Source organism: Stenotrophomonas sp. LARHCG68 (genome assembly GCF_052871705.1).
The window spans coordinates 96,456-121,866 of the sequence record NZ_JBIXJV010000007.1; the positions used below are offsets into that span (position 1 = coordinate 96,456).

The window sequence follows — 25,411 nt, forward strand, 5'->3', positions numbered from 1 at the left end:
TAGAACCCAACTACCCCGCGCCACCCGACGCGTGGTTTCAGAAAAGACGGGGAACCAGCAACAGGCCCCAGCACACCAGCACGTTCATCATCAGCACGAATACCGCCGCCGAGCCCATGTCCTTGGCGCGGCCGGCCAGCACGTGGTACTCCGGGCCATAGCGCTCGATCACGGCCTCGATGGCCGAATTGGCCAGCTCCATGGCCAGCACCAGCAGCATCGAGCCGATCATCAGGACCTGCTCGACCGGGGTCTGCCCCAGCCACAGCGCCACCGGGGTGAGGACCACGAACAGGTAGACCTCCAGGCGGAACGAGGACTCGTGCAGCCAGGCCGCGCGCAGGCCCTGCCAGGACCACTGGGCCGCCTTGAAGATGCGGCCCGGGCCGCGCGGCATGTGGCCGGTCTGGTCAGCCATGGCACACCTTGCCAGTCGTCGCGCCACGGCGCGGCGGGTACAGATCAAACAGGGGAGCTGCCATGAACGATGACACCGGTTGCGGATAGGCAATAGGCAATTTTGCCACATCTGCCCGTTCACTTCCCGGAACCGGCCGCCGCTCAGCTGAAGCGCACCACCGCCACGGTGCCCTGCCCCTCCCGGCTGTCCAGGCTGATCTGCCAGCCGCAGCGTTCGCACAGCCGCCGGACGATGCTCAGGCCCAGTCCCAGCGAATTGCCGTGCTCGCCGCGGACGAACGGCTCGAAGGCCCGTGACAGGGCATCGGGCGACATCCCGACGCCGGTGTCGCGCACCGTCAACTGGCCATGGGACACCGTGATCTCGACCAGGCCGACGTCGGTATAGGTACAGGCGTTGCGCAGCAGGTTGCCGACCACCACGTGCATCACCCGCGGTGGCGCCAGCAGCGGGTGGCGGCCGTCGATGGACACCCGCAGCTCCACCGGCTTGCCGCGCAGCAGCTCCTCGGCCAACCCGGCCTCGTAGCGGACCAGGTCGCCGACATCGAACCATTCCGATTGCGGCTCCACGTCCACTTCCCGGGCCAGCAGCAGGAAGGCATCGATCACCGCCTCCATGTCGCGCCCGGCGCGCTGTATCCGCTGCAGGCTGCGCTGCAGGCGCGGGGTCAGCTCGGGGTCGGCCAGGGCCATGTCGCTGGCCATGCGGATCACCGTCAACGGGGTCCGCAGTTCATGGCTGGCATCGCGGGTGAAGTTGCGTTCGCGGGCCACGTGCGCGGCGACGCGCCCGGCCATCGCATGCAGTGCCAACGCCAGCTGCAGGCTTTCGCCCTTGACCTCGGCCGGCAAGCGCTCCGGTGCCAGCTCCCCGGCATCGGGACGGCGCGGGTCCCACTGCGACACCCTCCGTGCCAGCCAGTTCACCGGCCAGACCAGGCGCCGCGAGACCCGGTAGGTCCGCCATGACACCGCGTAGATCACGATCAGTACCAGCAGTACCGGCACCACCCCGAACCAGAACGCATTGCGCTCGGTCTGCGAGCGCTCCAGCACCAGGTACAGCCGCCCGGCCGGCTGCGGGTCGACCAGCACCCGCTGGCTGCTGGCCTTGAGTTCATGGAACCCCGGGGAAAGCATGCGCAGGGCGACCGGAATGCCATCGGGTGGCTGCCCTTGCAGCCACAGGTAGCCCTGCAGGGTGTGGGTGTCGGGAGGTGGCTTGCCCGGGTGTTTGGCCCGCGCCTGCCAGTAGTGGGCCGCCTCTTCCTGCAGCTTCACTTCTTCCAGCCCGTGCCGGATCACCTGCGTCACCAGGTAGCCGCCCACCAGGACCGCCAGGCTCACCAGCAGCGCCTGAAGGATGAATGCGATCCTGATTTTGCGCGACAACCCGTAAGGCATCTGCCTCCCCCCGAAGCACGCGTGATTATAAGGACGCCCGCCCACCGGCCGACGCGCGTCCTGGTACGACAAGGCCGTCGCGCCCCCAAAGGCGCGACGGCCTGCTCATTGTCCGGTCACCGCATGTGCCTCAGCCCATCGGCTGGCCGATGTCCGCGATGCGGTAACCGGCGCTTTGTACGGTATGCAGCAGCGGGCGATCAAACGGCTTGTCGATGATCTTGCGCAGGTTGTACAGGTGGCTGCGCAGGGTGTCGGAGTCCGGCAGGCCATTGCCCCAGATCTCCCGCTCGATCTCCTGGCGGGTCACCACGCGCGGCGATTCGCGCATCAGGATGGTCAGCAGGCGCAGGCCGATCGGGGAGAGCTGCAGTTCGCTGCCGGCGCGGGTGGCGCGCATGCTGACCGGGTCCAGCACCAGGTCGGCCACTTTCAGCACCTCGGCACCCACCTGGCGACGCTCGCGGCGGATCAACGCACGCAGGCGCGCTTCCAGTTCCTGGATCGCGAAGGGTTTGGTCAGGTAGTCGTCGGCGCCGTATCCCAGCCCGGTGAGCTTGTCGTCCAGCGTGTCGCGTGCGGTCAGCATGAGCACCGGCGTGGACTTGCGTGCCTCGTTGCGCAACCGGCGGCAGACCTCGATGCCGTCCAGCCGTGGCAGCATCAGGTCCAGCACCACCACGTCGTAGCTGTTCTCGGCCGCCAGGCGGTAGCCGTCCAGACCATCGACTGCGTAATCAACCTCAAACCCCTTGCCTTCCAGGTACTCACCGATCATTTCGGAGATGTTGCGGTTGTCTTCGACAACCAGTACCAGGCCGGACGATTCCTTTGTCTGTCGCATGGAGCCTCCTCAGTCTTCAGCTTTGTGAAACATGACGTACCCCGGGTAGATACCGCGTGAAGACGGCATGTGCCAATTGGTTGCTTCGGAAACCATTAGAGCCCGCCGATGAAGGCCGGCTCACGGCCTTCGGCCCTAAGCTATCGGCCCCTCACGACGAATCTGCACATGGCCGCGATGCCTTTCACCGCCTACCTGTACCCGGTGCTGCTGTTGATCGCCAGCAACGTATTCATGACCGTCGCCTGGTACGGCCACCTGAAGTTCAAGACCGCGCCGCTGATGACGGTGATCCTGGTCAGCTGGGGCATCGCCTTCTTCGAGTACTGCCTGCAGGTGCCGGGCAACCGGCTTGGCAGCGCGGTGTATTCCGCGCCGCAGCTCAAGGGCATGCAGGAAGTAATCACCCTGGTGGTGTTCGCGGTGTTCTCGGCCGTGTACCTGGGCCAGCCGCTGAAGTGGAACCATTGGGCCGCGTTCGGCCTGATCGTGGTCGCGGCGCTGTTGATGTTCAAGGAGTAAGGCGCCCCGGACAGCAGGAGCGCCTTCAAGCACGAAGCCGGTACCGCATTGGCCGAGGCGATTCCTGCGAGTGCAGGCCTTGCCGGCTTCGCGGCCAGGTCCGCTCCTACGGGGCGGGCTCGACGAACTGCACGAACACCGCGTCGATCTTCGCGGTATCCACGGCCGCACCGCCCTGCACGGCCTCGGCCTGCTCGAACAGCGGGATGATCATCGCCATGCCGTCCAGCTTGGTCTTCAGATGCACGCCCGGCGCCTTGTCCAGATGGGCCGCCCAGCGCTGGCGCACCTGCGCCCAGAAGCCGGCGGTTGCCTTCCAGTAGTCCAGCGCCGGGGTGAAGTCGACCTCGGTGGTCCTGATGTAATCGTTGAAGCCGAACTCGCGGGCGATCTCCACCTGGCTGCCGTCGGCGTTGCGCTGCACCTTGGTGTTGAACTGCTCGTGGGTCCAGCCATTGGGCGTGAGCGTGTGCCGGTTCACCACCGCCAGCGCGTTGTAGTCGCTGCGCCGGGTGTACTCGCGGCGCGGCAGCGGCCGCCAGCTGGTGTCGCTGGTCCAGGTCGGCACGTTGTTGTCATAGGTCCACTTGCCGGTGCCGCAGTAGCGCGGGGCGTCGCTGACTTCGTAGACGCACTGCGTCCAGGCGCCCTGATTCAACGTGGCATCGACCGGCCGCACCTGCCAGGTCTGGTCGGCGCTGAACTCGAAGCGGCTCGGTGCCTGGTACACCCAGTCCTGGCGCCAGTGCTTGGTCACGTGCCCGCTCTTGGCATCGACCAGCAGATGCTGCAGCACGATGCGGGTCGGGCTGTCCTCGACCACCACCACCACCTCATCCCCGCCACTGCGCATGGCCGGCGCGCGTTCATAGCCGGGCTTGAGCAGCACGGTCTCGTCGAAGGCGAAATCCACGGTGTACTGGCCCTGCATGGCCAGGATGCTGTCGTGGTCACGGGTGATGCTGGCGGGCGCTGCGCTGGCCAGACCGCTCACGGCGGTCAACAGCAGCAGGCTGGCGGGATGAAGCGTCATGAGGCATTCCTCGTACGTGGCGAAGTGGGTGACACGATGAAAGGCGCCTTCCCTGGCCCGGTCGCGTTCCCTCGCACCGGCCCCTGGAGGAACCGGCCTGAAGCGGGAGGGTTACCAGGACACGGCAAGGCTTGCCGACACCGTGCGCCCCGGGTTGCTGAAGCGGTCGACCACCGTGCTGCCGGTGGCCAGCGTGGAGGTGATGCCGGACCAGTCGATGTAGTTGCGGTCGCCCAGGTTGAACACGCCGACGTTGAACGTGGCCCCCGGTGCAAACTGCCAATGCGCCATCAGGTCGAGCACACCGTAGCCGGCCGGGCGGTAGGTGGCGTCACTGGCAACGCGGTCCTTGCGGCGCGCGAACGTGCCGGCCAGCTCCACGCCCCATGCCTGGCGGTCGTACATCAGGCCCAGCGTGCCGCGCAGCGGGTCGACCGAATCCAGCGGCACGTCCTCTGTACGGTTCTGGCCGTGCGACCAGGCCACCGCGCTGCGCAGCGACCAGCCATCCAGCGCGGTGCTGAGCTGGCCGAAGTCCACGCCGGCCTTGAGTTCGGCGCCGTAGATGCGCGCCTCGGAAATGTTCTGCGACTGGAACACCATCAGCCCCTGTGCATTGGTGCCGACGAAGCGCTGCGACTCGATGAAGTCCTTGTAGTCGTTCCAGTAGCCGCTGACGCTGACGTAGGCCACCGGTGCGATGTAGCGCAGGCCCAACTCGACGCCATTGCTGGTTTCCGGCTTGAGGTCCGGGTTGGGGATGGCCGTGTAACCGAACATCACGTTGGTGAAGCCCAGGTTGACGTCGTTGTACGGCGGCGAACGGAAACCGTGCGAATAGCCGGCGAACAGCGACCACTGCTCATCGAAGCGCCACACCATGCCCAGCTTCGGCGAGACGCTGGTCTTGGTGAGCGAAGCCACCGCCATGTCCGGGTTGTCCTCGCGGAAGATGCTGTCCAGCTCCGGCGTGAGCCGATAGTGGTCCACGCGCAGGCCCGGGACCAGCGACAGGCGACCGTCGGCCATGCGCATTTCATCCTGCACGTACAGGCCGAGCTCGGTGGTCTTGCTGACCGGGAAATCACGCACCGGGAACACGTCCGGCAGGATCGTGCTGCTGACCGCGCCGGTCGCCGACACCTGGTAGCCATCGCGCTTCTGGCGGATTTCGGTCCATGCGCCATCGAAGCCCCAGGTCAACGCGTGCTCGATGCCGTTGCCTTGCAGCGTCTTGTTGAACTGTGCCTGTGCGCCGTAGACGCGCTGGTCGAAGTTGAACTGGCGGTGTCGACGGCTGCCGTTGGTGCGGCCCTCATCGGTGACCTGGGTGGTCTCGCTGTCCTGGCGGTACACCTGCCAGCTCAGGCTGTCGGCGAATGCCGCGTCCACCGCATCCATCTCGTGCGCGAACGACACGCGGGCGCGCGTCTGCTTGTCATGCGCGGTCATGCCGGTGGTGGTGCGCGCCGACGGCGTCGGGTGGGTGTCGTTGACCGCCGAGAAGACATCGGTATCGGTGATGTCCTCGTTGCCCTCCACGGTCAACCGGAAACGCCGGCCCTGATCCGGCGCGTAGACCAGCTTGGACAGCACGCTGCGGCCATCGCGCTCCTGCGGATTGGCGGCGGTGCGCGTGTAGTCCTGGCTGCGCACGGTGCCCTTGTTGTCGGTTTCCTGGCCCTGGCGGTGGTTGACGTTGACCATGCCACTCCAGTGCTCGCCACCGAAGGCGGTGGTCACGCTGCCGAGCAGGCCTTTCCAGTCCCCGTCGTAACCGAACTTCAGGCCGACGTAACTGTCCTTGCCGTCCTTCAGGTAGTCCGCCGGGTCCTTGGTGACGAAGGCAACCACGCCACCGAGCGCATCGGAGCCATACAGCGAACTGGCCGGGCCACGCACGATCTCGACCCGCTTGAGGGTCTCCAGGTCGGTGAAGTCGCGGTTGGCACTGGCGAAGCTGCCGATCAGGAAGCTCTTGGGCATGCTGATGCCATCGGTCTGGATCAGCACGCGGTTGCCGTCCAGGCCGCGGATGCGGAAGCCGCCCAGGCCGAAGCGGGTCGCGCTGCGGGTCACCGAGATGCCCGGCTCGTAGCGGACCAGGTCACCGATGTCATGCACCAGTTGCCGGTCCAGCTGCTCGCGGTCGATCACGTCCACCGTGGCCGCCACGTCGCTGACCACGCGCTCGGTGCGGGTCGCGGTGACCTGGACGCGGTCGAAGTCGCGGGTGTCGGCGGGCGCGCTCGCACTTTCGGCATGCGCGGAAGGCAACACCGCCCACAGGGCGGCGCTCAACAGGGTTGGACGGATCATGGGAACCTGGAGGCGTTCGGGAAACAGAACCTTGGCGATGCGACCGGATTGCCAGGCAATCCGGTCGCGGCCAAGGGGGAGAGAGAGGTGGATCGGGCCTGCCGGGCGTGGGAGGGAAACGCCGCCGGCAGGCGGGCGGCGGCAGGCCGCCGCGACCAAGGCTTACTTGGTGAGGATCAACTTGTCGTTGCTGGTATGGCGCAGGCGATAGAACTTGTCGCCGTGCTGGATGACGATTTCACGCTGGCCCTTGAGCAGGGCGCCGCTGTCGATGACGCCCTCGGGCGACAACAGCTGCACCGGGCGCTGCGGCAGGTGGAGGGTGCGGGGACGGAGCAGGACAGGCTGGGCGGACATCATCGTGGTTCCGTGCTGGGGACGGAGTTGATGATAATGATTCTCAATACCAATGCAAGACCCATTCTCAAAAACTTTCCAGAGAATGGCAGCGACGGATACCTCGCCCTTCCCGCGACGCCCCGGCCGCAACCGGGACGCCTTGCGTTTCATTGAAGGTCTACGGCGGCACCAGACCCACCAGGGTCAGGCGAAGATCGCCTCGATACGCTGCCAGGCGGCCTCGTCCACGCGTTCCAGCACGTCCAGCGCGCGCAGGTTCTCCTCCAGCTGCGACACCCGGCTGGCGCCCAGGATCACGCTCGATACCTGCCGGTTGCGCAGGCACCAGGCGATGGCCAGCTGCGCGGGCGACTCGCCCAGCTCCGCCGCCACGGCGCTGAAGCGGCGCACCTTGCCCAGCCGGTCGTCGGCCGGCTCGCCCAGCACCGCATCCTGCAGCCAGCCCAGCGACGGCTGGCCGAGCCGCGAATCGGCGGCGACGCCGTCGTTGTACTTGCCGGTCAGCAGGCCGGAGGCCAGCGGCGACCAGATGGTGGTACCCAACCCGGCATCGGCGTACAGCGGCGCGTACTCGCGCTCGACCCGCTCACGGTGCAACAGGTTGTACTGCGGCTGTTCCATGCTCGGCGCATACAGGTGGTTGGCGCGGGCGAAGGCCACCGCCTCGGCGATCTGCGCGCCCGACCATTCGGAGGTACCCCAGTACAGCACCTTGCCCTGCCGGACCAGCGTGTCCATGGCCAGCACGGTCTCGCTGATCGGGGTCTCCGGGTCCGGGCGGTGGCAGTAGTACAGGTCCAGGTAGTCCACCCGCAGGCGCTTGAGCGCGGCGTGGCAGGCGTCGGTGACGTGCTTGCGCGACAGCCCGCGCTGGGTGGGCGCCGGCTCCTCGGCCGAACCGAAGAACACCTTGCTGGACACGCAATAGCCATCACGCGGCAGGCGCAGGTCGGCGATCACGTCCCCCATCACCTGTTCGGCGCGGCCCTTGGCATAGCCCTCGGCGTTGTCGAAGAAGTTGACGCCGTTGTCCCAGGCCGCGGCGATCAGGTTGCGGGACTCATCCCGGCCGATCTGGCTGCCGAAGGTCACCCACGCACCGAAGGACAGTGCGGAAAGCTGCAGGCCGGATGACCCGAGGCGACGGTAATGCATGGCTGGCTCCTGGTTTGCGGTCCGCGGCTGGCGCGGACGGGGGGCCAGTGTAACCGCCGGCCCCGGCCCGGCAGGGCCCCGGACCTTGCCGATACCGGCGCAATCGCGGCCGTTGGGCGCATATGGGCCAGTGATTCTTGCTCGGCATAGGCCGCTGCACTAGGCTTGCGTCTTTTGCGGGCATGCCCGGGGATTCATCATGGTCGAAGGTTTGGGCAGGATCGGCTTCGGCCTGTTCGGCTTGGCGGTGCTGCTCGGCATCGCCTGGCTGTTTTCCAACAACAAGAAGGCGGTGGACTGGAAGCTGATCGGCACGGGCATCACCCTGCAGGTCGCCTTCGCCGCGCTGGTGCTGCTGGTCCCCGGCGGCCGTGACGTGTTCGACTGGCTGGGCCAGGGCTTCGTCAAGATCCTGAGCTTCGTCAATGAAGGCTCCAACTTCATTTTCGGCAGCCTGATGGACGTGCCCAAGTACGGCTTCATCTTCGCCTTCCAGGTGCTGCCGACCATCATCTTCTTCTCGGCGCTGATGGGCGTGATGTACCACCTGGGCGTGATGCAGGCCATCGTCAAGGTCATGGCCTGGGCCATCACCAAGGTGATGCGCGTGTCCGGCGCCGAGACCACCAGCGTCTGCGCCAGCGTGTTCATCGGCCAGACCGAGGCGCCGCTGACCGTGCGCCCGTACATCTCCAAGATGACCCAGTCCGAGCTGATCACCATGATGATCGGCGGCATGGCCCACATCGCCGGCGGCGTGCTGGCGGCCTACGTGGGCATGCTCGGCGGCGGCGACCCGGTCGCCCAGGCCTTCTACGCCAAGCACCTGCTGGCCGCCTCGATCATGGCCGCCCCGGCCACGCTGGTGATCGCCAAGCTGCTGGTGCCGGAAACCGGCACCCCGCTGACCCGTGGCACGGTGAAGATGGAAGTGGAGAAGACCTCCTCCAACATCATCGATGCCGCCGCCGGCGGCGCGGCCGACGGCCTCAAGCTGGCCCTGAACATCGGCGCCATGCTGCTGGCCTTCATCGCCCTGATCGCCCTGCTCAATGCCCCGCTGACCTGGCTGGGCGAGGTCACCGGCCTGGCCGGCGCACTCGGCAAGCCGACCAACCTGGCCACCATCTTCGGCTACGTGCTGGCCCCGATCGCCTGGGTCATCGGCACCCCATGGGCCGACGCCACCACGGTCGGCTCGCTGATCGGCCAGAAGCTGGTGATCAACGAGTTCGTGGCCTACATGGACCTGTCCAAGATCATCAACGGCCAGGTGCCGGGCGTGTCGCTGAGCGCCGAAGGCAGCCTGATCGCCACCTATGCACTGTGCGGCTTCGCCAACTTCAGCTCGATTGCCATCCAGCTGGGCGGCATTGGCGGCCTGGCCCCGGACCGCCGCCAGGATCTGGCCAAGTTTGGCCTGCGTGCCGTGCTGGGCGGCACCATCGCCACCCTGATGACCGCTACCATCGCCGGCGTGCTGACCCATTTCGGCTGATCCATCAGCCACCTTAGAGACGTAGATTCCATGAGTTCTGTTGTCGTTGCCGGTTCCTTCAATGTCGACCACGTCTGGCGCTGCGATGCCCTGCCCGCGCCGGGGGCGACCATTGCCGGTCGTTACAGCACCGGTCCCGGTGGCAAGGGCTTCAACCAGGCCGTCGCCGCGCGCCGTGCCGGCGCCGCCACCCACTTCCTCTGCGCGCTCGGCGATGACGCAGGCGGCGCCCTGGCCCGCCAGCTGGCCGGCGCCGATGGCATCGAACTGGTGGCCGAGGCCAGCAGCGAACCGACCGGCACCGCGGGCATCTACGTCGACGCCCGCGGTCGCAACTCGATCGTGATCGGCGCTGGCGCCAACGCTTCGCTGAGCCAGACGTTCATGGAGGCCAACGCCGCCCTGATCGGTGGCGCCAAGGTGTTGCTGGCGCAGCTGGAATCGCCGGTGGAGTCGATCGAGAAGGCGCTGGGCCTGGCCCGCGAGGCCGGCGTGCTGACCATGCTCAACGCCGCCCCGGCCAATGCGCATTCGACCATCGGCCTGCTCAAGCTGGCCGACGTGCTGACCCCGAATGAAACCGAGTTCGCCGCCCTGCTCGGCCGCCATGTCGGCGAGCGCGTGGAGGCCGACGACGTGGCCGCGCTGGACGGTGCCAGCCTGCACGCGCTGTGCCGCAAGCTGTCCGGCAACACCGTGGTGGTGACACTCGGCGCGGTGGGCGTGTTCGTCTCGCACGACGAGGACCGCCTGCGTGGCGACGCCCAGCCGTACTACCGCGTGGCCGCCGAGTCGGTGCAGGTGGTGGACACCACCGGTGCCGGCGATGCCTTCAACGGTGCCCTGGCCGCCTCGCTGGCCCATGCCCCGGAAGCGGCCTTCATCAAGCACGTACGCTTCGCCAACCAGTACGCCGCCCGTTCCACCGAGCACGAGGGCGCCGCCCTGTCGATGCCGCGCATGACCCCGGCCGACGCGGCCTGAGTCATCGCTCCCCGCTGGACCCGCTGACGGCCCGGTAACGGGCCGTCATGCCGTTCAGGCACCGCCCCGCAGCCGGGCAACTAGAATACGCAGATGCAGATCGGCCCCTACACCATCGCCCCGAACGTGGTGCTCGCCCCCATGGCGGGCGTCACCGACAAACCGTTCCGCCAGCTGTGCAAGCGGCTGGGCGCAGGCCTGGCCGCATCGGAAATGACCATCAGCGACCCACGCTTCTGGAACACCCGCAAGTCCATCCACCGCATGGACCATGCCGGCGAGCCGGCACCGATCAGCGTGCAGATCGCCGGCACCGAGCCGCAACAGCTGGCCGAGGCGGCCCGCTACAACGTCGACCACGGCGCGCAGATCATCGACATCAACATGGGCTGCCCGGCCAAGAAGGTCTGCAACGCCTGGGCCGGTTCGGCGTTGATGCGCGACGAGGCGCTGGTGGCGCGCATCCTCGACGCGGTGGTCAAGGCCGTCGAGGTGCCGGTGACGCTGAAGATCCGTACCGGCTGGTGCGCAGAGGTGCGCAACGCGCCGACCATCGCGCGCATCGCCGAGGACAGCGGCATCGCCGCGCTGGCCGTGCACGGCCGCACCCGCGACCAGCATTACACCGGCGTGGCCGAGTACGACACCATCGCCGGCATCAAGGCGATGCTGCGCATCCCGGTGCTGGCCAACGGCGACATCGATTCACCCCGGAAGGCCGAGCAGGTGCTCAGGCACACCGGCGCCGACGCGGTGATGGTCGGTCGCGCCGCGCAGGGCCGGCCCTGGATCTTCCGCGAGATCGCGCATTACCTGGCGACCGGCGAGCAGTTGCCGCCGCCGTCGCTGCAGGAAGTACGCGACATCCTGATCGGCCACCTCAACGACCTGCACGCCTTCTACGGCGAGCCGCAGGGGGTGCGCATCGCGCGCAAGCACCTGGGCTGGTACGCCAAGGACCGCCCCGAGAACGCCGCGTTCCGCGCCGTGGTCAATGCCGCCGAAAGCGCCGAGGCGCAGCTGCGGCTCACCGGCGACTATTTCGACGCCCTGATCGCCGGTGAAGTGCCGGCGCTTTCACCGGCTGCCTGAGCGCCAGGCGGCAAACCCGAAGCACGATCCCGGTAGCGGTTCCATAGGCGGCACCAGGAACGCAACGCCCGCCGTAATGGCGGGCGTTGTGGTTCAGGACGTCACACCAGATCCGGATGCCGGTCCACCAGCACCTGCTTGCGTTGCTGCAGGTCCTCGATCTTCGCCTGCAACCCCTCGATCTGTACATCCAGGTCGCCGACGCTGGCCTCGATGTGATCGTAGGCCTGCTGCAGCAGCTCGCGCGCCTCGCGGCGGCTGGAGGCATTGGGCGTATCCCCGCGCAACGGGCGGTTGGCGGTCTCGCGCATCAGCCAGGCCGTGAGCAGCCCCACCAGCGCCACCGCCATCAGGTAGTAGGCCGGCATCATCAGGTCGCCGGTGACCTCCACCAGCCAGGCGGCCGCGGTCGGGGTCACGCCGCAGATGATCACCGAGATGTTGAACGCCGTGGCCAGCGCGCTGTAACGCACGCGGGTCGGGAACATCGCCGGCAAGGTTGAAGCCATCACGCCGATCAGGCAGTTCAGCAGCACCGCCAGCAACAACAGGCCCACGAAGATCAGGCCGATGTTGCCGCTGGTGATCAGGTGGAAGGCCGGCACCGCACCCACCAGCAGGCCGAGGCTGCCGGCGGCGATGAACGGACGACGGCCGACACGGTCGCTGGCCCACCCCACCACCGGCTGCACGAACAGCATGCCGATCATCACCACGATGATGATCAGCACGCCGTGGTCCTCGGAGTAATGCAGGTTGTGCGACAGGTAGGTCGGCATGTACGTCAGCAGCATGTAGTAGGTGACGTTGGTGACCAGCACGATGCCCACGCAGGCCAGCAACGAGCGCCAGTACCTGCCCACGATCTCCTTGAAGGAAATGCGCGGGGCGCTGCCCACCGCATCCTGGTCTTCCTTCTCCATGCGCTCCAGCTGCTCGGTGAAGGCCGGCGTTTCCTCGGCGGCGTGACGCAGGTACAGGCCGATCAGGCCCAGCGGCGCGGCCAGGAAGAACGGCACGCGCCAGCCCCATTCCAGGAAGCGCGCTTCGCCGAGGATGCTGCTCAGCACCACCACCACGCCGGCGCCGAGCACGAAGCCGGCGATCGAGCCGAAGTCCAGCCAGCTGCTGAGGAAGCCGCGCTTGCGGTCCGGCGCGAACTCGGCGACGAACACCGCCGCGCCGGTGTACTCGCCACCCACCGAAAAGCCCTGCGCCAGCTTGCACAGCAACAGCAGGATCGGCGCGAGCAGGCCGATGCTGTCGTACGAGGGGATCAGGCCAATGCAGAACGTGCTGACCGCCATCAGGATGATGGTGGCCGACAGCACCTTCTGCCGCCCGAACCGGTCACCCATCACGCCGAAGAACACGCCGCCCAGCGGACGCACCAGGAATGGCACCGAGAACGTCGCCAGCGCGGCGATGGTCTGCACGCTGGGCGAGGCTTCCGGGAAGAACACCTTGCCAAGTGCAAAGGCGACAAAACCGTAGACACCGAAATCAAACCACTCCATCGCGTTGCCCAACGCGGCGGCGGTGACGGCTTTCTTGACTTTGCCCTTGTCGATGACGGTGATGTCGTCGATCTGGAGCGGTTCATTGCGAATAGTGGAATCACCTGCAGACATACAGGACCAGTCCTCCCGTTACTGAGTGGGATACGTGCAGGCCCGGGCACGGAACGTCCGGCGCAGGCCGTGATGCGCACGAGTGAATGACCCGCGGCATGCGGCCACGGGAACGGTCGGGGACAGAAAGAACCGGGAACCAGGCCCGGAAAGGCGGAATGCCAGCTGTCCGGATGGCCGGGAGACAATTCCCCTGCGCGGTGCGCGCCGGCCATCAAGCTGGACTACTTTACGCCAGTGCCCGTTAAGCGCATCTAAAGGTCGCCCCGACGCGCATTCATGCAATACAGGGACGCGAAACTGCGGCGATCAGCGCCGAAACAACACCACCACCCCGGCCGTTGCAAGGCAGCCGACCGCATAACAGGCCACGTCTGCCCACGAGAACGTATTGCCGATCACCGTGTACATCAGGTCACCGCGCACGAATCCCAGCCGCTCGGCGACGGTGAAGTACTGCGCGAACTCGATGCTGCAGGCGAAGGCGAACACCGCCAGCAGCAGTGCCAGGTCGTTGACCCGCACCACGCTGCGCACCGCCGCGTAGATCAGCACCACGACCAGCACGTCCCCCAGGTAGGCACGGATCCACGACACATGCGGCAGGCGCGTGGCGATGATCACTTCCAGCGCGAACAGCAGCAACGCCAGCAGGAAGAAGCCCGCGCTGAAACGCAACGACGACGCCCGACGCGCCCGCGGCAGGCCGGTACTCATCGCCAGTTCGCGTTGTCTTCCCAGAACGCGACGGCGCGCTGGTACGCGGCGCGGTCGATCGGCACGCCCGAGCCACCCTCCTCCACGCCCAATGCGTTGCGCATCATCGTGATCGGCGCCATCGGGATCTCTTCCGGCGTGGCCGTGTACAGGCAACCGACCACGCCCCAGTCGGCTTCGATCGGCGAGCCTTCCTTCTGCAACTGCTCGCGGCTGTACAGGATCACCACCAGGTACTCGGCCACTGGCGGTTCGACGCCCTCGAACCAGCGCACCAGCACCGGCAGTTCCTCGCGCGTGCGTGCTTCATAGCCCGAACGCAGCAGGTGGCGGTTGTCGTCGGTGACCGGCACCGTCAGGCAGCGCGTGCCGGTCCAGTTGCGGTACACGTGCAGCTTGCAGAACGGCGCATAGCCGTCCAGCACGCGTTCGGCCGCGTGCGTGTTCAGGTGCTGCTCGAATTCCTCGGCGGTGCAGTCACGGATGGTATTGGGGCGCGGCGTGCGCGGGAACAGGCGGGTACGGGCGAACGGCGTGAGGAAGATCGACATGGGCGAACCTGTGGAAAGCTGCGCCCATTGTCGGTGATACGACCACGCCGCGGGGACACCCGCCAGCTCAACCGTGTGCGCGTGCCTCGTGCTCGGCGACTTCCACCGAGGGCGTGCGCCAGCCCGACTTCACGCCCCACACGTAGAACACGATGCCGATCGCGGCCACCAGCACCAGGTCCCAGCCGTACGGCAGCAGGCCCCGCCCACCGAAGGTGGTGCTGCCCAGCCATGACACCAGCGCCAGCATCGGCAGGTAGCAGACCAGCCACAGCGCGCCCTTGAACTGGCGGCCGAAGTCATGCCACCCGATCTTGCGCTGGTAATGGAAGTACACCGGCAGCGCCACCACCATCAGCAGGATGATCTGCCCGGTCAGCGGCCAGCGCGCCCAGTACAGCAGCTCGGTGGCCATCACGAATGCCACCCCGGCCAGCAACGGCAGCGCGAGCACGCGCAGCGGCCGGTGCAGGCCCGGCGCGGTGCGACGCAGCGACATCGCGCTGATCGGACCGGTCATGTACGAGATCACCGTCGCCACCGAGATCACCGCCGCCAGCGTGCCCCAGCCACGGAAGAAGAACAGGAACAGGAACGACACCGCCAGGTTCACCCACATCGCCGGGCGTGGCACGCCCCAGCGCGGATGGATGCGCCCCAGTGCCTGCGGCGCGGTGCCGTTCTGCTGCATGCCGTAGAGCATGCGCGCGGTGGTGGCGGTATAGGTCATGCCGGTGCCGCTGGGGCTGACGAAGGCATCGACGTACAGCAGCATCGCCAGCCACTGCAGGTTGGCCAGCAACGCCAGCTGCGCGAACGGCGAACGGAAATCGACACCGTGCCAGCCAGCCTTTTCCAGCATCTGCGGCGGTACCGCACCGAGATAGGCCACCTGCAGCAACACATAGACCACGGTGGCCAGCAGGATCGATCCCACCACCGCCATCGGGATGCTGCGCCCCGGGTTGCGCGCTTCACCGGCCAGGTTCACCGGGCTCTGGAAGCCATTGAAGCTGAAGACGATGCCGGCCGTCGCGATCGCGGTCAGCACCGCGGCGAAATCCAGCGTCGGGCTGCCGGCCCCGTGCAGCCCCACCGAGAAATTCCCGTGGTGGAAGCCACTGGCGATCAGTGCCACCGCGGTCAGGGTCGGCACCACCAGCTTGAACACGGTGATGGCGCTGTTGGAGCGCGCGAACAGCTTCACGCTCCAGAAGTTGATCAGGAAGTAGACCACCACCAGCACCGCCGAGATCAGCAGGCCCGCCGTGGTCAGCTCGCCATGCCCGTCGGGCATCTGCACGTACATGTCCTGGGCCCATTGCCACGGCCACGACGCCATGTACTGCACCGAGGCCTCGGCCTCGACCGGGATCACCGAGACGATGGCGATCCAGTTCGCCCAGGCGGCGATGAAACCCACCAGCGACCCGTGCGAGTAGTGGCTGTAGCGCACCATGCCGCCGGACTCGGGGAACATCGCGCCCAGCTCGGCATAGGTCAGGGCGATGGTCAGGATGATCGCCGCGCCCAGGATCCATGCCCAGATCGCCCCCGGGCCCGCCAGCCCCGCCGCGCGCCAGGCGCCGAACAGCCACCCCGAACCGATGATCGAGCCCAGGCCGGTCAGCATCAGGGCAATGGGGCCGACGTCGCGGCGGATGGCACTGGACGTGTTCATGCGGGTTCCCGGGAAACTGCCGTGGCAACGGAAAGGAAGGTCGATCATCGCAAAGCCCGGCCGGCAGACACCTGCCATCGGTCGTGGTCAGCCAGCTACCGCCACAACCGGCACAACCGGTGAACCCGGGCAGCGCAGTCATGCGCCTGTCCGGGACGCAATGCAAGCCGAAGCCGCCGACCGGGGGCGCTCCGGGGAGGGCCGGGCCGCGCCCCCGACGCCCCGGATGCCGGCAACTGGCCGGTGCATGAACAGCCACCCCGGCTACGACGCGGCTCCGACACGCTCGCTCCGAAGGTAGGCCATCCCCGTCCATGACCCGCGCCATGTCGACCACGCACACGCTCAGCAAGGTCCCCGCCGTCACCCTCGGTTTCTGGCTGATCAAGATCCTCGCCACCACGCTGGGCGAGGTCGGCGGCGACGCGGTCACCCTGTCGATGGGACTGGGCTACCTGGTCGGTACCGCGCTGTTTGCCGGCGTGTTCGTCATCGCGGTCAGTGCGCAGATCCGCAGCCGCGACTTCCAGCCCTGGCTGTACTGGTTCGCCATCGTCGCCAGCACCACCGTGGGCACCACCCTGGCCGACTACGTCGACCGCTCGCTGGGCATCGGCTACAGCGGTGGCACCGCGCTGGGCGACTGGGCCGCCGATACCCAGGGACTGGGGTATGGCGGTGGCATCGCCCTGTTCGGCGGCCTGCTGGCACTGGTCGCGGCGCTGTACCTGACCACCCGCACCTCGCGCACCGCCCTGTTCTGGACGGCCTTCATCCTGACCCGGCCGCTGGGCGCGGTGGTCGGCGACTTCCTGGACAAGCCACTGGACCACGGCGGCCTGGCCCTGAGCCGCTACGCCGGCACGGCGGTGCTGCTGGTCGCCATCGTCGCCTGCATCGCGCTGCTGCCACAGCGGGCCGCGCGGCGCGCGCACTGATCCGGGGCGGTCACGCCTGAAACATTTGCACATCCATCTTGATGGAGAGATATAATCGCTCGCATTCGTCATGCCCGGCCCCCTCCATGACCGCGATCAGCTTCGAGTTCTACCCCCCCAAGACCGACGACCAGCGCGCCCAGTTGGACCGCACCGCCGCCAAGCTCAAGGGCCACGCGCCCGAGTACGTGTCCTGTACCTTCGGGGCGGGCGGTTCGACGCTGAGCTACACCTCCGAGACGGTGCGCCACCTCAACCAGCACCATGGCTTCCAGGCGGCGCCGCACCTGTCCTGCGTCGGCGGCACCCGCGAGGAGATCCGCGAGCTGCTCAAGCTGTACCGCGCCATCGGGGTCAAGCGCCTGGTCGCGCTGCGCGGCGACCTGCCCTCGGGCATGGGTTTCCCCGGTGACCTGCGCTACGCCTCCGAGCTGATCGCCTTCATCCGCGCCGAGCATGGCGACGCCTTCCGCATCGAGGTCGGCGCCTACCCGGAGACGCACCCGCAGGCCAACGATGCCCTGGCCGACCTGCGCCACTTCAAGACCAAGATCGATGCCGGCGCCGATGCCGCCATCACCCAGTACTTCTACAACGCCGATGCGTACTTCCATTTCGTCGACGCGGTGACCCGGCTCGGCGTGGACGTGCCGATCATTCCCGGTGTCATGCCGATCTCCAATTTCAGCCAGCTGCGCCGCTTCTCCGAGCAGTGCGGCGCCGAGATCCCGCGCTGGATCAGCAAGCGCATGCAGGCCTATGGCGACGACGCCGAGTCGGTGCGCGCGTTTGGCGCCGACGTGGTCGCTTCGCTGTGCGAGCGCCTGATCGCCGGCGGCGCGCCGTCGCTGCACTTCTACACGCTCAACCTGGCCAAGCCGACCAACGCGGTACTGCAGCGCCTCGACCGCGGCTGAGACGGCCCACGCCGCATCACTTCCGGCCTAACGGGGCAGTGGTTACCCTTGCCGGATGCGCACCGTCCTGCTCCTGCTGCTCAGCTGCCTCGCCCTGCCTGCCATCGAGGCACCCGCACAGCAGATCAACCGCTGCACCAACCCGCAGGGCCAGACCGTGTACGGCGACAAGCCCTGCGAAGTGATGGGCGCCCGCGCGCGGCTGTTGCCGCCCGCACGGGCGGCCGGCAGCAGCGGCCTGTACCGCGACAGCTGCGCGCGGCGCTTGAGCGAAGTGGTCGGCATCATCCAGTCAGCCGCCGACGCCCGCGACCCCAACCGGCTGTCCGGCATCTACCTGTGGACGGGCCTGTCCAACGAGGCTGCCACGCGGGTGATGGACCGCCTGGATGACATCGTGCAGCGCCCGCTGGTGGACATCGCGCCGGTGTTCCCGGAAGCCCCTGCCTACGCGCCGGCACCCACGCAACCGTTCACCTATGCCGACGGCACCCCGGTCGACCCTGCCGATGGCAGCGCCGAGGCCCCGGTCGAACACCTGCTCACCAACGTGCAGTACACGCCGCGCAGGCCCGTCGGCCTGCGCCTGGAGCAGACCCTGCCACGCAGCAGCACCCCGAGCCGCACCGTGTTCCGGCTGCGTCGTCAGTACAACTGCTTCTGGATCACGCTGTAAGCACGGCCGGCCACAGCGAACGGATCGCCGCCACGCCCAAGGCGCCATGCTGGCGCGCGGCCTGCACGTCGGCCGCCGCCAGTCCGCCGATCGCATAGATCGGCAATGACACCTGCTCGCGCAGGCGTTCGAACGCCTCCCAGCCCAGTGGCGTCGCATCGGGGTGGGTCGCGGTGGCCCGTACCGGGCCGAGCACCGCGAAGTCGCAGCCCAGTCGTTGCGCGGCCTGCAACTGCGCCAGGTCGTGGCAGGACGCGGCCACCGGCAGCGTCGCCGGCAGTGGGCGCGCCTCCAACGCCAGCAACTGCTCGCCGCCCAGGTGCACGCCAACCCCCAGCTCCTGCGCCAGGGCGATGTCGCGGTTGATCAGCAGTTCCAGATCCCGCCCGAAGCGCTGCACCGCGCTGCGGGCCAGTGCCTGGCGATCGGCGGCCACCGGCGTGCGTAGCTGGACCCGGCGGATGCCGGAAGCCACGGCGGCCTCGATGCCGGCCAGCCAGGCCGCGTCGCCGTGCAGCGGCTCGGGCGTGACCAGGTAGCACTCCGGCTGGCGCAGCGCCGCCACCACCGGCAGGTCCGCCGGCGGCATCGAGTAGCGCCCCAGCTTGTCCGGCGTCACCCACGTGATCGCCTGCCCTTCGCGGCCGCGTGCCGTCCCTTTCCATTGCCGCACCATGCGCACTTCCAGGCGCAGGCGCTTGTCCGGGTAGAGCTGCGGCACCTCCATCACCCACTCGCCCACCTCGGCCTCGATGCCCAGCTCTTCGTGCAGCTCACGCGCCAACGCCTGCTCGGAGGTTTCGCCGGGTTCGCGCTTGCCACCGGGGAACTCCCACAGGCCGGCCATGTCGCTGTTGCCGGTGCGGCGGTTGAGCAGGATGCGGCCGCGCGCATCGACAATGACGGCGGCCACGACGTGGATTGAACGCAGGGGGGAATTCATGCCACGAGCATGCCGAACAAGCGCCCGCACGCGCAACGGGAACCGTGCGCCACGATCCGGATTCGAGACATCGAACCCAGCCGCGGGAGCGACCGCGGCCGCGGAGCACGGCAGCCCGCCGCACCGGAATCCCCGGCGGTCACCGCGCGCATGGGGCCGGCCGCACCGGCGGCGCGGCCCAGGCCGTTCCTGCCGCTCGCCATGACGAGAACGCCCCGCTTGCGCGGGGCGTTTCGTGGATCAGTTCAACTGGCCGTGGCAGTGCTTGTACTTCTTGCCGCTGCCGCACGGACAGGGGTCGTTGCGGCCGACCTTGACCTCGCCCGAGGCCAGCGCCTGCTCGGCTTCCTCGTCGGCGCTGTAGCCGCCGTTGTCCTGGTGCTGGAACTGCGACATCTTCAGGCGGGCCTCGGCCTGCTGGCGCTCCAGCGCCTCCATCGCCGCCACTTCCTCCTCGCTGCGGATACGCACGCGCGACAGCATCAGGATCACCTCGCGCTTGACGTTCTCCAGCATGTCCGAGAACAGCTCGAAGGCTTCCTTCTTGTACTCCTGCTTGGGCTGCTTCTGCGCGTAACCGCGCAGGTAGATGCCCTGGCGCAGGTAGTCCATGCGGGCCAGGTGCTCCTTCCAGCTCTGGTCGAGCACGGTCAGCATCACGTGCTTCTCGAGCGCCCGCATGGTTTCCACGCCCACGGACACTTCCTTCTGCGCGAAGTGCTCATCCATGAACTCGATGACCTTCTGCGCGATGCCCTCGGCGTCCAGCTCCTCGTGCTGCTTGACCAGCCCGACCACGTCCATCTCCACGCCCAGCTCGGCGTGCAGGGTGGCCTGCAGGCCCGGCAGGTCCCACTGCTCGTCCACCGAATTGGCCGGCACGAAGCGGGTCACCAGGTCGTAGATCACGTCGCCGCGGATGCCGTCGATGTTCTCCTTGACCGACTCGGCGTCCAGCAGCTCGTCGCGCTGGGCGTAGATCACCTTGCGCTGGTCGTTGTTGACGTCGTCGAAGTCCAGCAGGTTCTTGCGGATGTCGAAGTTGTGCGCTTCGACCTTGCGCTGCGCCTTCTCGATCTGGCGGCTGACCATGCGGTCTTCGATGACGTCGTCTTCCTTCATGCCCATCAGGCGCATCGCCTTCTGCACCCAGTCCGAGGCGAAGATGCGCATCAGGTTGTCTTCCAGCGACAGGTAGAAGCGGGACGAGCCCGGGTCACCCTGGCGGCCGGAACGGCCACGCAGCTGGTTGTCGATACGACGCGATTCGTGGCGCTCGGTGCCGACGATGTGCAGGCCGCCAGCGGCCTTCACCGCGTCATGGCGCTCCTGCCAAGCCGCCTTGAGCGCGGCCTTCTGCGCGTCGGTGGCATCCTCGCCCAGCTCGTGCAGCTCGGTTTCCAGCGAGCCGCCGAGCACGATGTCGGTACCGCGGCCGGCCATGTTGGTGGCGATGGTCACCGAGCCCGGGCGGCCGGCGTTGGCGACGATGGTCGCTTCGCGGTCGTGCTGCTTGGCGTTGAGCACTTCGTGCTTCACGCCGGCCTTGCGCAGGTGCTCGGACAGCATCTCCGAGGTTTCGATCGAGGTGGTACCCACCAGCACCGGCTGGCCGCGCTTGGCGCATTCCTCGATGTCGGCCAGCACCGCGTTGAACTTGCCGGTGCGGTTGAGGAACACCTGGTCCGGGTGGTCCTTGCGCACGGTCGGCTTGTTGGTCGGGATCACCACCACTTCCAGGCCGTAGATGCTCTGGAATTCGTAGGCTTCCGTGTCGGCCGTGCCGGTCATGCCGGACAGCTTCTTGTACATGCGGAACAGGTTCTGGAAGGTGATGCTGGCCAGCGTCTGGTTCTCGCGCTGGACCGGCACGCCTTCCTTCGCTTCCACCGCCTGGTGCAGACCATCGGACCAGCGGCGGCCGGCCAGGGTACGGCCGGTGAACTCGTCGACGATCACCACTTCGCCATCACGCACGATGTAGTCCACGTCACGCTGGTAGATCGCGTGCGCGCGCAGGGCGGCGTTGAGGTGGTGGACGACGGTCAGGTTCTGCGCGGCGTACAGGCCGTTGTCGTTGTCCTCGCCGATGATGCCGGCTTCACGCAGCAGGGTCTCGGCATGCTCCATGCCGGCCTCGGACAGGTAGACCTGCTTGCCCTTCTCGTCCACCCAGTAGTCGCCCTCGCCGTCTTCGGCGTCCTGGCGGATCAGGTGCGGCACCACGCGGTTGACGCGGATGTACAGCTCCGGGGAATCATCGGCCGGGCCGGAGATGATCAGCGGGGTACGCGCCTCGTCGATCAGGATCGAGTCGACTTCGTCGACGATGGCGTAGTGCAGGCCGCGCTGGTAACGGTCGGCGCGGGTCAGCGCCATGTTGTCGCGCAGGTAGTCGAAGCCGAATTCGTTGTTGGTGCCGTAGGTGATGTCGCAGCCATAGGCTTCGCGCTTGTCGCCGTGCGGCATGCCCGGGTAGACCACGCCCACGCTCAGGCCCAGCCAGTTGTACAGCTTGCCCATCTGCGCGGCATCGCGGCGGGCCAGGTAGTCGTTCACGGTGACCACGTGGACGCCCTTGCCTTCCAGCGCATTGAGGTAGACCGGCAGCGTTGCCACCAGGGTCTTGCCTTCACCGGTACGCATTTCGGCGATCTTGCCCAGGTGCAGCACCATGCCGCCGATCAGCTGCACGTCGTAATGGCGCATGCCCAGCACGCGCTTGGATGCCTCGCGGCAGACCGCGAAGGCCTCCGGCAGCACCTTGTCCAGGGTTTCACCGCCGGCGATGCGCTCGCGGAACGCGGTGGTCTTGGCTTTGAGCTGGTCGTCGGAGAGCGTCTGGATCTCCGGCTCCAAGGCATTGATCTTGGCGACGATACGGTTGAGCTGGCGCAGCTGGCGCTCGTTACGGCTGCCAAAAACGCGGGTAAGCAGGCTGTTGATCATTGAAGGAACCGGTTTGAATGAAATGCCGCGCGACGCAGGATCCCCCCCGGGTTCACCTCGTCACAAACGAAACAGGGCGCAATGCGCCCTGTCTATGGCAACGCCTATTGTAGCTTGGGGCGGGGGCTTGGCGATTCAAGCCACCCGCACCCGGCAAACATCAGCCCCGGCTGAGACGGCCGACCGGGGTGTTGCCACCCTCGCCCAGGAACTTGCGCGGGTTCATGACCTGGCCGTTCTGCCAGACCTCGAAGTGCACGTGGGCACCGGTGGAGCGGCCGGTGGAGCCGGCCTTGGCCACTTCCTGCCCGGCCCGGACCAGCGCACCTTCGCGCACGGTCAGGCGGGAGTTGTGGGCGTACAGGGTCTTGTAGCCGTTGCCGTGGTCGATCTCGACCACGTTGCCGTAGCCGCCCTTGACCCCGGAATAGCTGACCACGCCATCGGCCACGGCCATGACCGGGTCGCCGACGCGGGCGTGGAAGTCCATGCCCTTGTGGTTGCCGGCACCGCGGCCGAACGGGTCGGCGCGGGTACCGAAGCTGGAGGTGATGTAGGTGTTGCTGATCGGCATGCGCGAGGGCACGGCGTTCTGCTCGAGCTGGTGGTCGAACAGCAGCGACTCCAGCACCGACAACTGCTTGCCTGAAGCAGCGAAACGCTGCTCCAGCACCTGTAAGTCGCTGTTGACCGCGTTGGCCGGGATGTCCTGGGTCGGGCCCGGATCGCCGTCACCCATGCCGGGGGTTTCGTTGAAGTCGAACTCGCCGTCCTGCAGCTTGCCCATCTGGGTCAGGCGCTCGCCCAGGGCGTTCAGGCGCGTGGCCTGGGCCTGCAGCTCGCCCAGGCGGGCGGCCAGCGCATTGACCTGGGTCTGTGCGTCGGCACGGACCTTGGCCAGCTCCTGCTCCTGGTGGTCGACCTTGGCTTGCAGGGCCGAATCCCCGACCATGCCCAGCGCGAAGCTCATCGCCACGCCCATCAGGCACCCCAGTCCAAGTACGCTGCCCAGCAACGCCTTGGGTCGATCCTCGAAGTACATCTGAACGCGTGCGAGCGGCGTCTTGGCCTGCGGTTCACGCGTTTTGATTACGATCTTTTTGAATGCCATTGAAGAATTCTTATGTCTGAGCCGAAATCCAGCGTTCGTTCCCGTTCCGCGCCCAAGCAGGCGCTGGAAGCGGTGATGGCGGACAAAGCTGGAAACCCGTTGCGACGAGCCCTGTGGCTCGATGCGCTGGACCGGCAGTTGCGCCCCCATTTGCCGCCGGCGCTGGCAAACCGTTGCCGGTTGGCCAATGTGGACGGCGAACACCTCGTTTTTCTCGTCGAATCGCCGGTGTGGCATGCCAAGGTAAGGCTTGCCGAAGGCCAGCTGATCGACGCGGCCCGATCCATCGGGCTGAAGGTCACACGGGTGACCGTCAAGACTGCCACTGCGCCACCGCACTCCCCAGTGCGTAACGACCAGCGCAGTACCGCAGTGTCGGAAGCCACGCACAAAGGCCTGCGTGACGCCCTGGCTGCCCTTCAGGATGTGAAACCCACGCGTTCCTGAAACCACCGGGGCCCTGGGGCCCCGGTTCCCGTCCGCCACCCCGAGGGGGGACAAACAGGAAGCCGGCAGGAATCCTAGCCGCCGAATGCGACCGGGGAGTTAGTCTTTTGTTAACTTTTAGTTAAATTCAGGCTCGAACCCGCGCGAGGTTCACATTTCGACAACACAGCTGTCCGCCTGTCCGTGGGACAGAACAGGACACATGCGCGGGTGAGCGCCCGGCTCAGGCCAGGGCGGGGACACCGTAGACCACCGGGTCGGTGGCGGTGGGGGACGCGTAGCTGGCCCATTCCCAGGCGCTCTGGTCGGCCAGCAGGGCACGCACCAGCTTGTTGTTGAGCGCATGGCCGGACTTGAAGCCCTCGTAGGCCCCGAGCACCTGGCCACCGGCCAGGTACAGGTCGCCGATGGCATCGAGAATCTTGTGACGCACGAACTCGTCGGCGTAGCGCAGCCCGTCGTCGTTGAGCACGCGGAACTCATCCAGCACGATGGCGTTGTCCATCGAGCCGCCCAGGCCCAGGTTGCGCTCGCGCATGTACTCCAGGTCGCGCATGAAGCCGAAGGTGCGCGCGCGGGAGATTTCCTTGATGTAGGCGGCCGTGGAGAACTCGACCTCGGCGCGCGACTGCTTGGCCGGGATCATCGGGTGGTCGAACTGGATGGTGAAGCCCAGCTTGTAGCCCTCGTACGGGTCGAAGCGGGCGACCTTGTCGCCGTCGCGCACTTCCACCGTCTTGAGGATGCGCAGGAAACGCTTGGGCGCGTCCTGCTCGATGATGCCCGCCGACTGCAGCAGGAACACGAACGGGCCGGACGAACCGTCCATGATCGGCAGCTCGGCCGAGGACAGCTCGACGATGGCGTTGTCCACGCCCAGGCCGGCCAAGGCCGACATCAGGTGTTCGACGGTCTGGATCTTGGCGCCTTCGCAGGTCAGCCCGGTGCACAGCGTGACTTCGGTGACCAGGTCGGCACGGGCCGGCACTTCGACCACGGGCTCCAGATCGACGCGGCGGAACACGATGCCATGGTCCACCGGCGCAGGGCGCAGGGTCATGTAGACCTTGTCACCGCTGTGCAGGCCGACGCCGGTGGCGCGGATCGTGTTCTTGAGGGTGCGTTGCTGGATCATGGACTCGGAACCGGGAAAGCCGCGCATGCGCGGCCGGGGACAAACAAGAATAACACGCGTTCACACGCGGCCCTGGCCCAC

23 protein-coding genes are annotated in these 25,411 nt (G+C 67.3%); 8 read left to right on the forward strand and 15 right to left on the reverse strand.

The annotated features are described in order from the left end of the window. Positions 1-37 precede the first annotated feature (37 nt). From ACIPR8_RS18025 to ACIPR8_RS18035, 3 genes are all read right to left on the reverse strand, one after another. A complete protein-coding gene (locus ACIPR8_RS18025; RefSeq protein WP_313252657.1) occupies positions 38-418 on the reverse strand; it encodes a diacylglycerol kinase in 381 nt (126 codons plus the stop codon). 143 nt (positions 419-561) lie between these two features. Then, positions 562-1,827 (reverse strand): sensor histidine kinase, encoded by a 1,266-nt coding sequence (locus ACIPR8_RS18030; RefSeq protein ID WP_446541907.1) that lies wholly within the window; start codon positions 1,825-1,827, stop codon positions 562-564. A gap of 130 nt (positions 1,828-1,957) precedes the next feature. Then, positions 1,958-2,671, reverse strand: coding sequence for a response regulator transcription factor (locus ACIPR8_RS18035; RefSeq protein WP_057633435.1), 714 nt, complete (start codon positions 2,669-2,671; stop codon positions 1,958-1,960). Positions 2,672-2,839: 168 nt separating this feature from the next. Here ACIPR8_RS18035 and ACIPR8_RS18040 point away from each other — a divergent pair, with 168 nt between their 5' ends. Further along, on the forward strand, positions 2,840-3,193 hold the full coding sequence (locus tag ACIPR8_RS18040; protein ID WP_132864961.1) for a DMT family protein: 354 nt from the start codon (positions 2,840-2,842) through the stop codon (positions 3,191-3,193). Between the two features lie 106 nt (positions 3,194-3,299). Here ACIPR8_RS18040 and ACIPR8_RS18045 read toward each other — a convergent pair whose 3' ends face one another. The 4 genes from ACIPR8_RS18045 to ACIPR8_RS18060 all read right to left on the reverse strand — a co-directional run bounded on the left by ACIPR8_RS18045 (position 3,300) and on the right by ACIPR8_RS18060 (position 8,060). Further along, complete coding sequence (locus ACIPR8_RS18045) at positions 3,300-4,226, reverse strand: DUF6607 family protein (protein WP_446541908.1); 927 nt, start codon at positions 4,224-4,226, stop codon at positions 3,300-3,302. A 111-nt stretch (positions 4,227-4,337) separates the two neighbouring features. Further along, a complete protein-coding gene (locus ACIPR8_RS18050; RefSeq protein WP_446541909.1) occupies positions 4,338-6,545 on the reverse strand; it encodes a TonB-dependent hemoglobin/transferrin/lactoferrin family receptor in 2,208 nt (735 codons plus the stop codon). A 162-nt stretch (positions 6,546-6,707) separates the two neighbouring features. Then, entirely contained in the window at positions 6,708-6,902 is a 195-nt protein-coding gene (gene hemP / locus ACIPR8_RS18055; RefSeq protein WP_132864964.1) for a hemin uptake protein HemP, read from the reverse strand. Positions 6,903-7,088: 186 nt separating this feature from the next. After that, on the reverse strand, positions 7,089-8,060 hold the full coding sequence (locus tag ACIPR8_RS18060; RefSeq protein ID WP_446541910.1) for a potassium channel beta subunit family protein: 972 nt from the start codon (positions 8,058-8,060) through the stop codon (positions 7,089-7,091). Between the two features lie 199 nt (positions 8,061-8,259). Between ACIPR8_RS18060 and ACIPR8_RS18065 the strand changes: the two genes are divergently transcribed. From ACIPR8_RS18065 to dusB, 3 genes are all read left to right on the forward strand, one after another. After that, positions 8,260-9,558 carry a NupC/NupG family nucleoside CNT transporter gene (locus tag ACIPR8_RS18065; RefSeq protein ID WP_132864966.1) on the forward strand — a complete coding sequence of 433 codons (1,299 nt, stop codon included), beginning with the start codon at positions 8,260-8,262 and terminating at the stop codon, positions 9,556-9,558. A gap of 30 nt (positions 9,559-9,588) precedes the next feature. Next, on the forward strand, positions 9,589-10,542 hold the full coding sequence (locus ACIPR8_RS18070) for a ribokinase (protein ID WP_132864967.1): 954 nt from the start codon (positions 9,589-9,591) through the stop codon (positions 10,540-10,542). A 93-nt stretch (positions 10,543-10,635) separates the two neighbouring features. Continuing rightward, a complete protein-coding gene (dusB, locus tag ACIPR8_RS18075; RefSeq protein ID WP_323438227.1) occupies positions 10,636-11,634 on the forward strand; it encodes a tRNA dihydrouridine synthase DusB in 999 nt (332 codons plus the stop codon). Between the two features lie 101 nt (positions 11,635-11,735). On the opposite strand, the gene proP is transcribed toward dusB, so the two are convergent. The 4 genes from proP to ACIPR8_RS18095 all read right to left on the reverse strand — a co-directional run bounded on the left by proP (position 11,736) and on the right by ACIPR8_RS18095 (position 16,214). Next, complete coding sequence (gene proP, locus ACIPR8_RS18080; RefSeq protein ID WP_446541911.1) at positions 11,736-13,265, reverse strand: glycine betaine/L-proline transporter ProP; 1,530 nt, start codon at positions 13,263-13,265, stop codon at positions 11,736-11,738. Positions 13,266-13,574: 309 nt separating this feature from the next. Beyond that, complete coding sequence (locus ACIPR8_RS18085; protein WP_132864970.1) at positions 13,575-13,982, reverse strand: ribosomal maturation YjgA family protein; 408 nt, start codon at positions 13,980-13,982, stop codon at positions 13,575-13,577. Further along, complete coding sequence (locus ACIPR8_RS18090) at positions 13,979-14,533, reverse strand: DUF3228 family protein (RefSeq protein ID WP_313252674.1); 555 nt, start codon at positions 14,531-14,533, stop codon at positions 13,979-13,981. Before ACIPR8_RS18090 ends, ACIPR8_RS18085 begins: the two co-directional genes overlap by 4 nt. A 67-nt stretch (positions 14,534-14,600) precedes the next feature. Further along, complete coding sequence (locus ACIPR8_RS18095) at positions 14,601-16,214, reverse strand: APC family permease (protein ID WP_313252676.1); 1,614 nt, start codon at positions 16,212-16,214, stop codon at positions 14,601-14,603. A 326-nt stretch (positions 16,215-16,540) separates the two neighbouring features. Here ACIPR8_RS18095 and ACIPR8_RS18100 point away from each other — a divergent pair, with 326 nt between their 5' ends. The 3 genes from ACIPR8_RS18100 (at position 16,541) to ACIPR8_RS18110 (ending at position 18,745) form a co-directional block, all read left to right on the forward strand. Next, positions 16,541-17,152 carry a COG4705 family protein gene (locus tag ACIPR8_RS18100; RefSeq protein ID WP_446541912.1) on the forward strand — a complete coding sequence of 204 codons (612 nt, stop codon included), beginning with the start codon at positions 16,541-16,543 and terminating at the stop codon, positions 17,150-17,152. A gap of 86 nt (positions 17,153-17,238) precedes the next feature. Then, positions 17,239-18,069, forward strand: a complete 831-nt coding sequence (metF, locus tag ACIPR8_RS18105) for a methylenetetrahydrofolate reductase [NAD(P)H] (RefSeq protein ID WP_132864974.1) — start codon at positions 17,239-17,241, stop codon at positions 18,067-18,069. A gap of 55 nt (positions 18,070-18,124) precedes the next feature. Next, entirely contained in the window at positions 18,125-18,745 is a 621-nt protein-coding gene (locus ACIPR8_RS18110; protein ID WP_192286670.1) for a DUF4124 domain-containing protein, read from the forward strand. Here ACIPR8_RS18110 and ACIPR8_RS18115 read toward each other — a convergent pair. The 3 genes from ACIPR8_RS18115 to ACIPR8_RS18125 all read right to left on the reverse strand — a co-directional run bounded on the left by ACIPR8_RS18115 (position 18,735) and on the right by ACIPR8_RS18125 (position 23,748). Continuing rightward, complete coding sequence (locus tag ACIPR8_RS18115) at positions 18,735-19,688, reverse strand: Nudix family hydrolase (protein ID WP_313252682.1); 954 nt, start codon at positions 19,686-19,688, stop codon at positions 18,735-18,737. The two genes, ACIPR8_RS18110 and ACIPR8_RS18115, sit on opposite strands and share 11 nt — an antisense overlap. A gap of 240 nt (positions 19,689-19,928) precedes the next feature. Further along, positions 19,929-22,637 carry a preprotein translocase subunit SecA gene (gene secA / locus ACIPR8_RS18120; protein ID WP_132864977.1) on the reverse strand — a complete coding sequence of 903 codons (2,709 nt, stop codon included), beginning with the start codon at positions 22,635-22,637 and terminating at the stop codon, positions 19,929-19,931. Positions 22,638-22,797: 160 nt separating this feature from the next. Continuing rightward, positions 22,798-23,748 (reverse strand): M23 family metallopeptidase, encoded by a 951-nt coding sequence (locus ACIPR8_RS18125; RefSeq protein ID WP_192286672.1) that lies wholly within the window; start codon positions 23,746-23,748, stop codon positions 22,798-22,800. 12 nt (positions 23,749-23,760) lie between these two features. On the opposite strand from ACIPR8_RS18125, the gene ACIPR8_RS18130 reads away from it, so the two are divergent. After that, the gene (locus ACIPR8_RS18130) at positions 23,761-24,195 is read left to right on the forward strand and encodes a DUF721 domain-containing protein (RefSeq protein ID WP_192286673.1); all 435 of its coding nucleotides are present in this window, start codon (positions 23,761-23,763) and stop codon (positions 24,193-24,195) included. A 223-nt stretch (positions 24,196-24,418) separates the two neighbouring features. On the opposite strand, the gene lpxC is transcribed toward ACIPR8_RS18130, so the two are convergent. Continuing rightward, positions 24,419-25,330, reverse strand: a complete 912-nt coding sequence (gene lpxC / locus ACIPR8_RS18135) for a UDP-3-O-acyl-N-acetylglucosamine deacetylase (protein WP_132864980.1) — start codon at positions 25,328-25,330, stop codon at positions 24,419-24,421. Positions 25,331-25,411 lie beyond the last annotated feature (81 nt).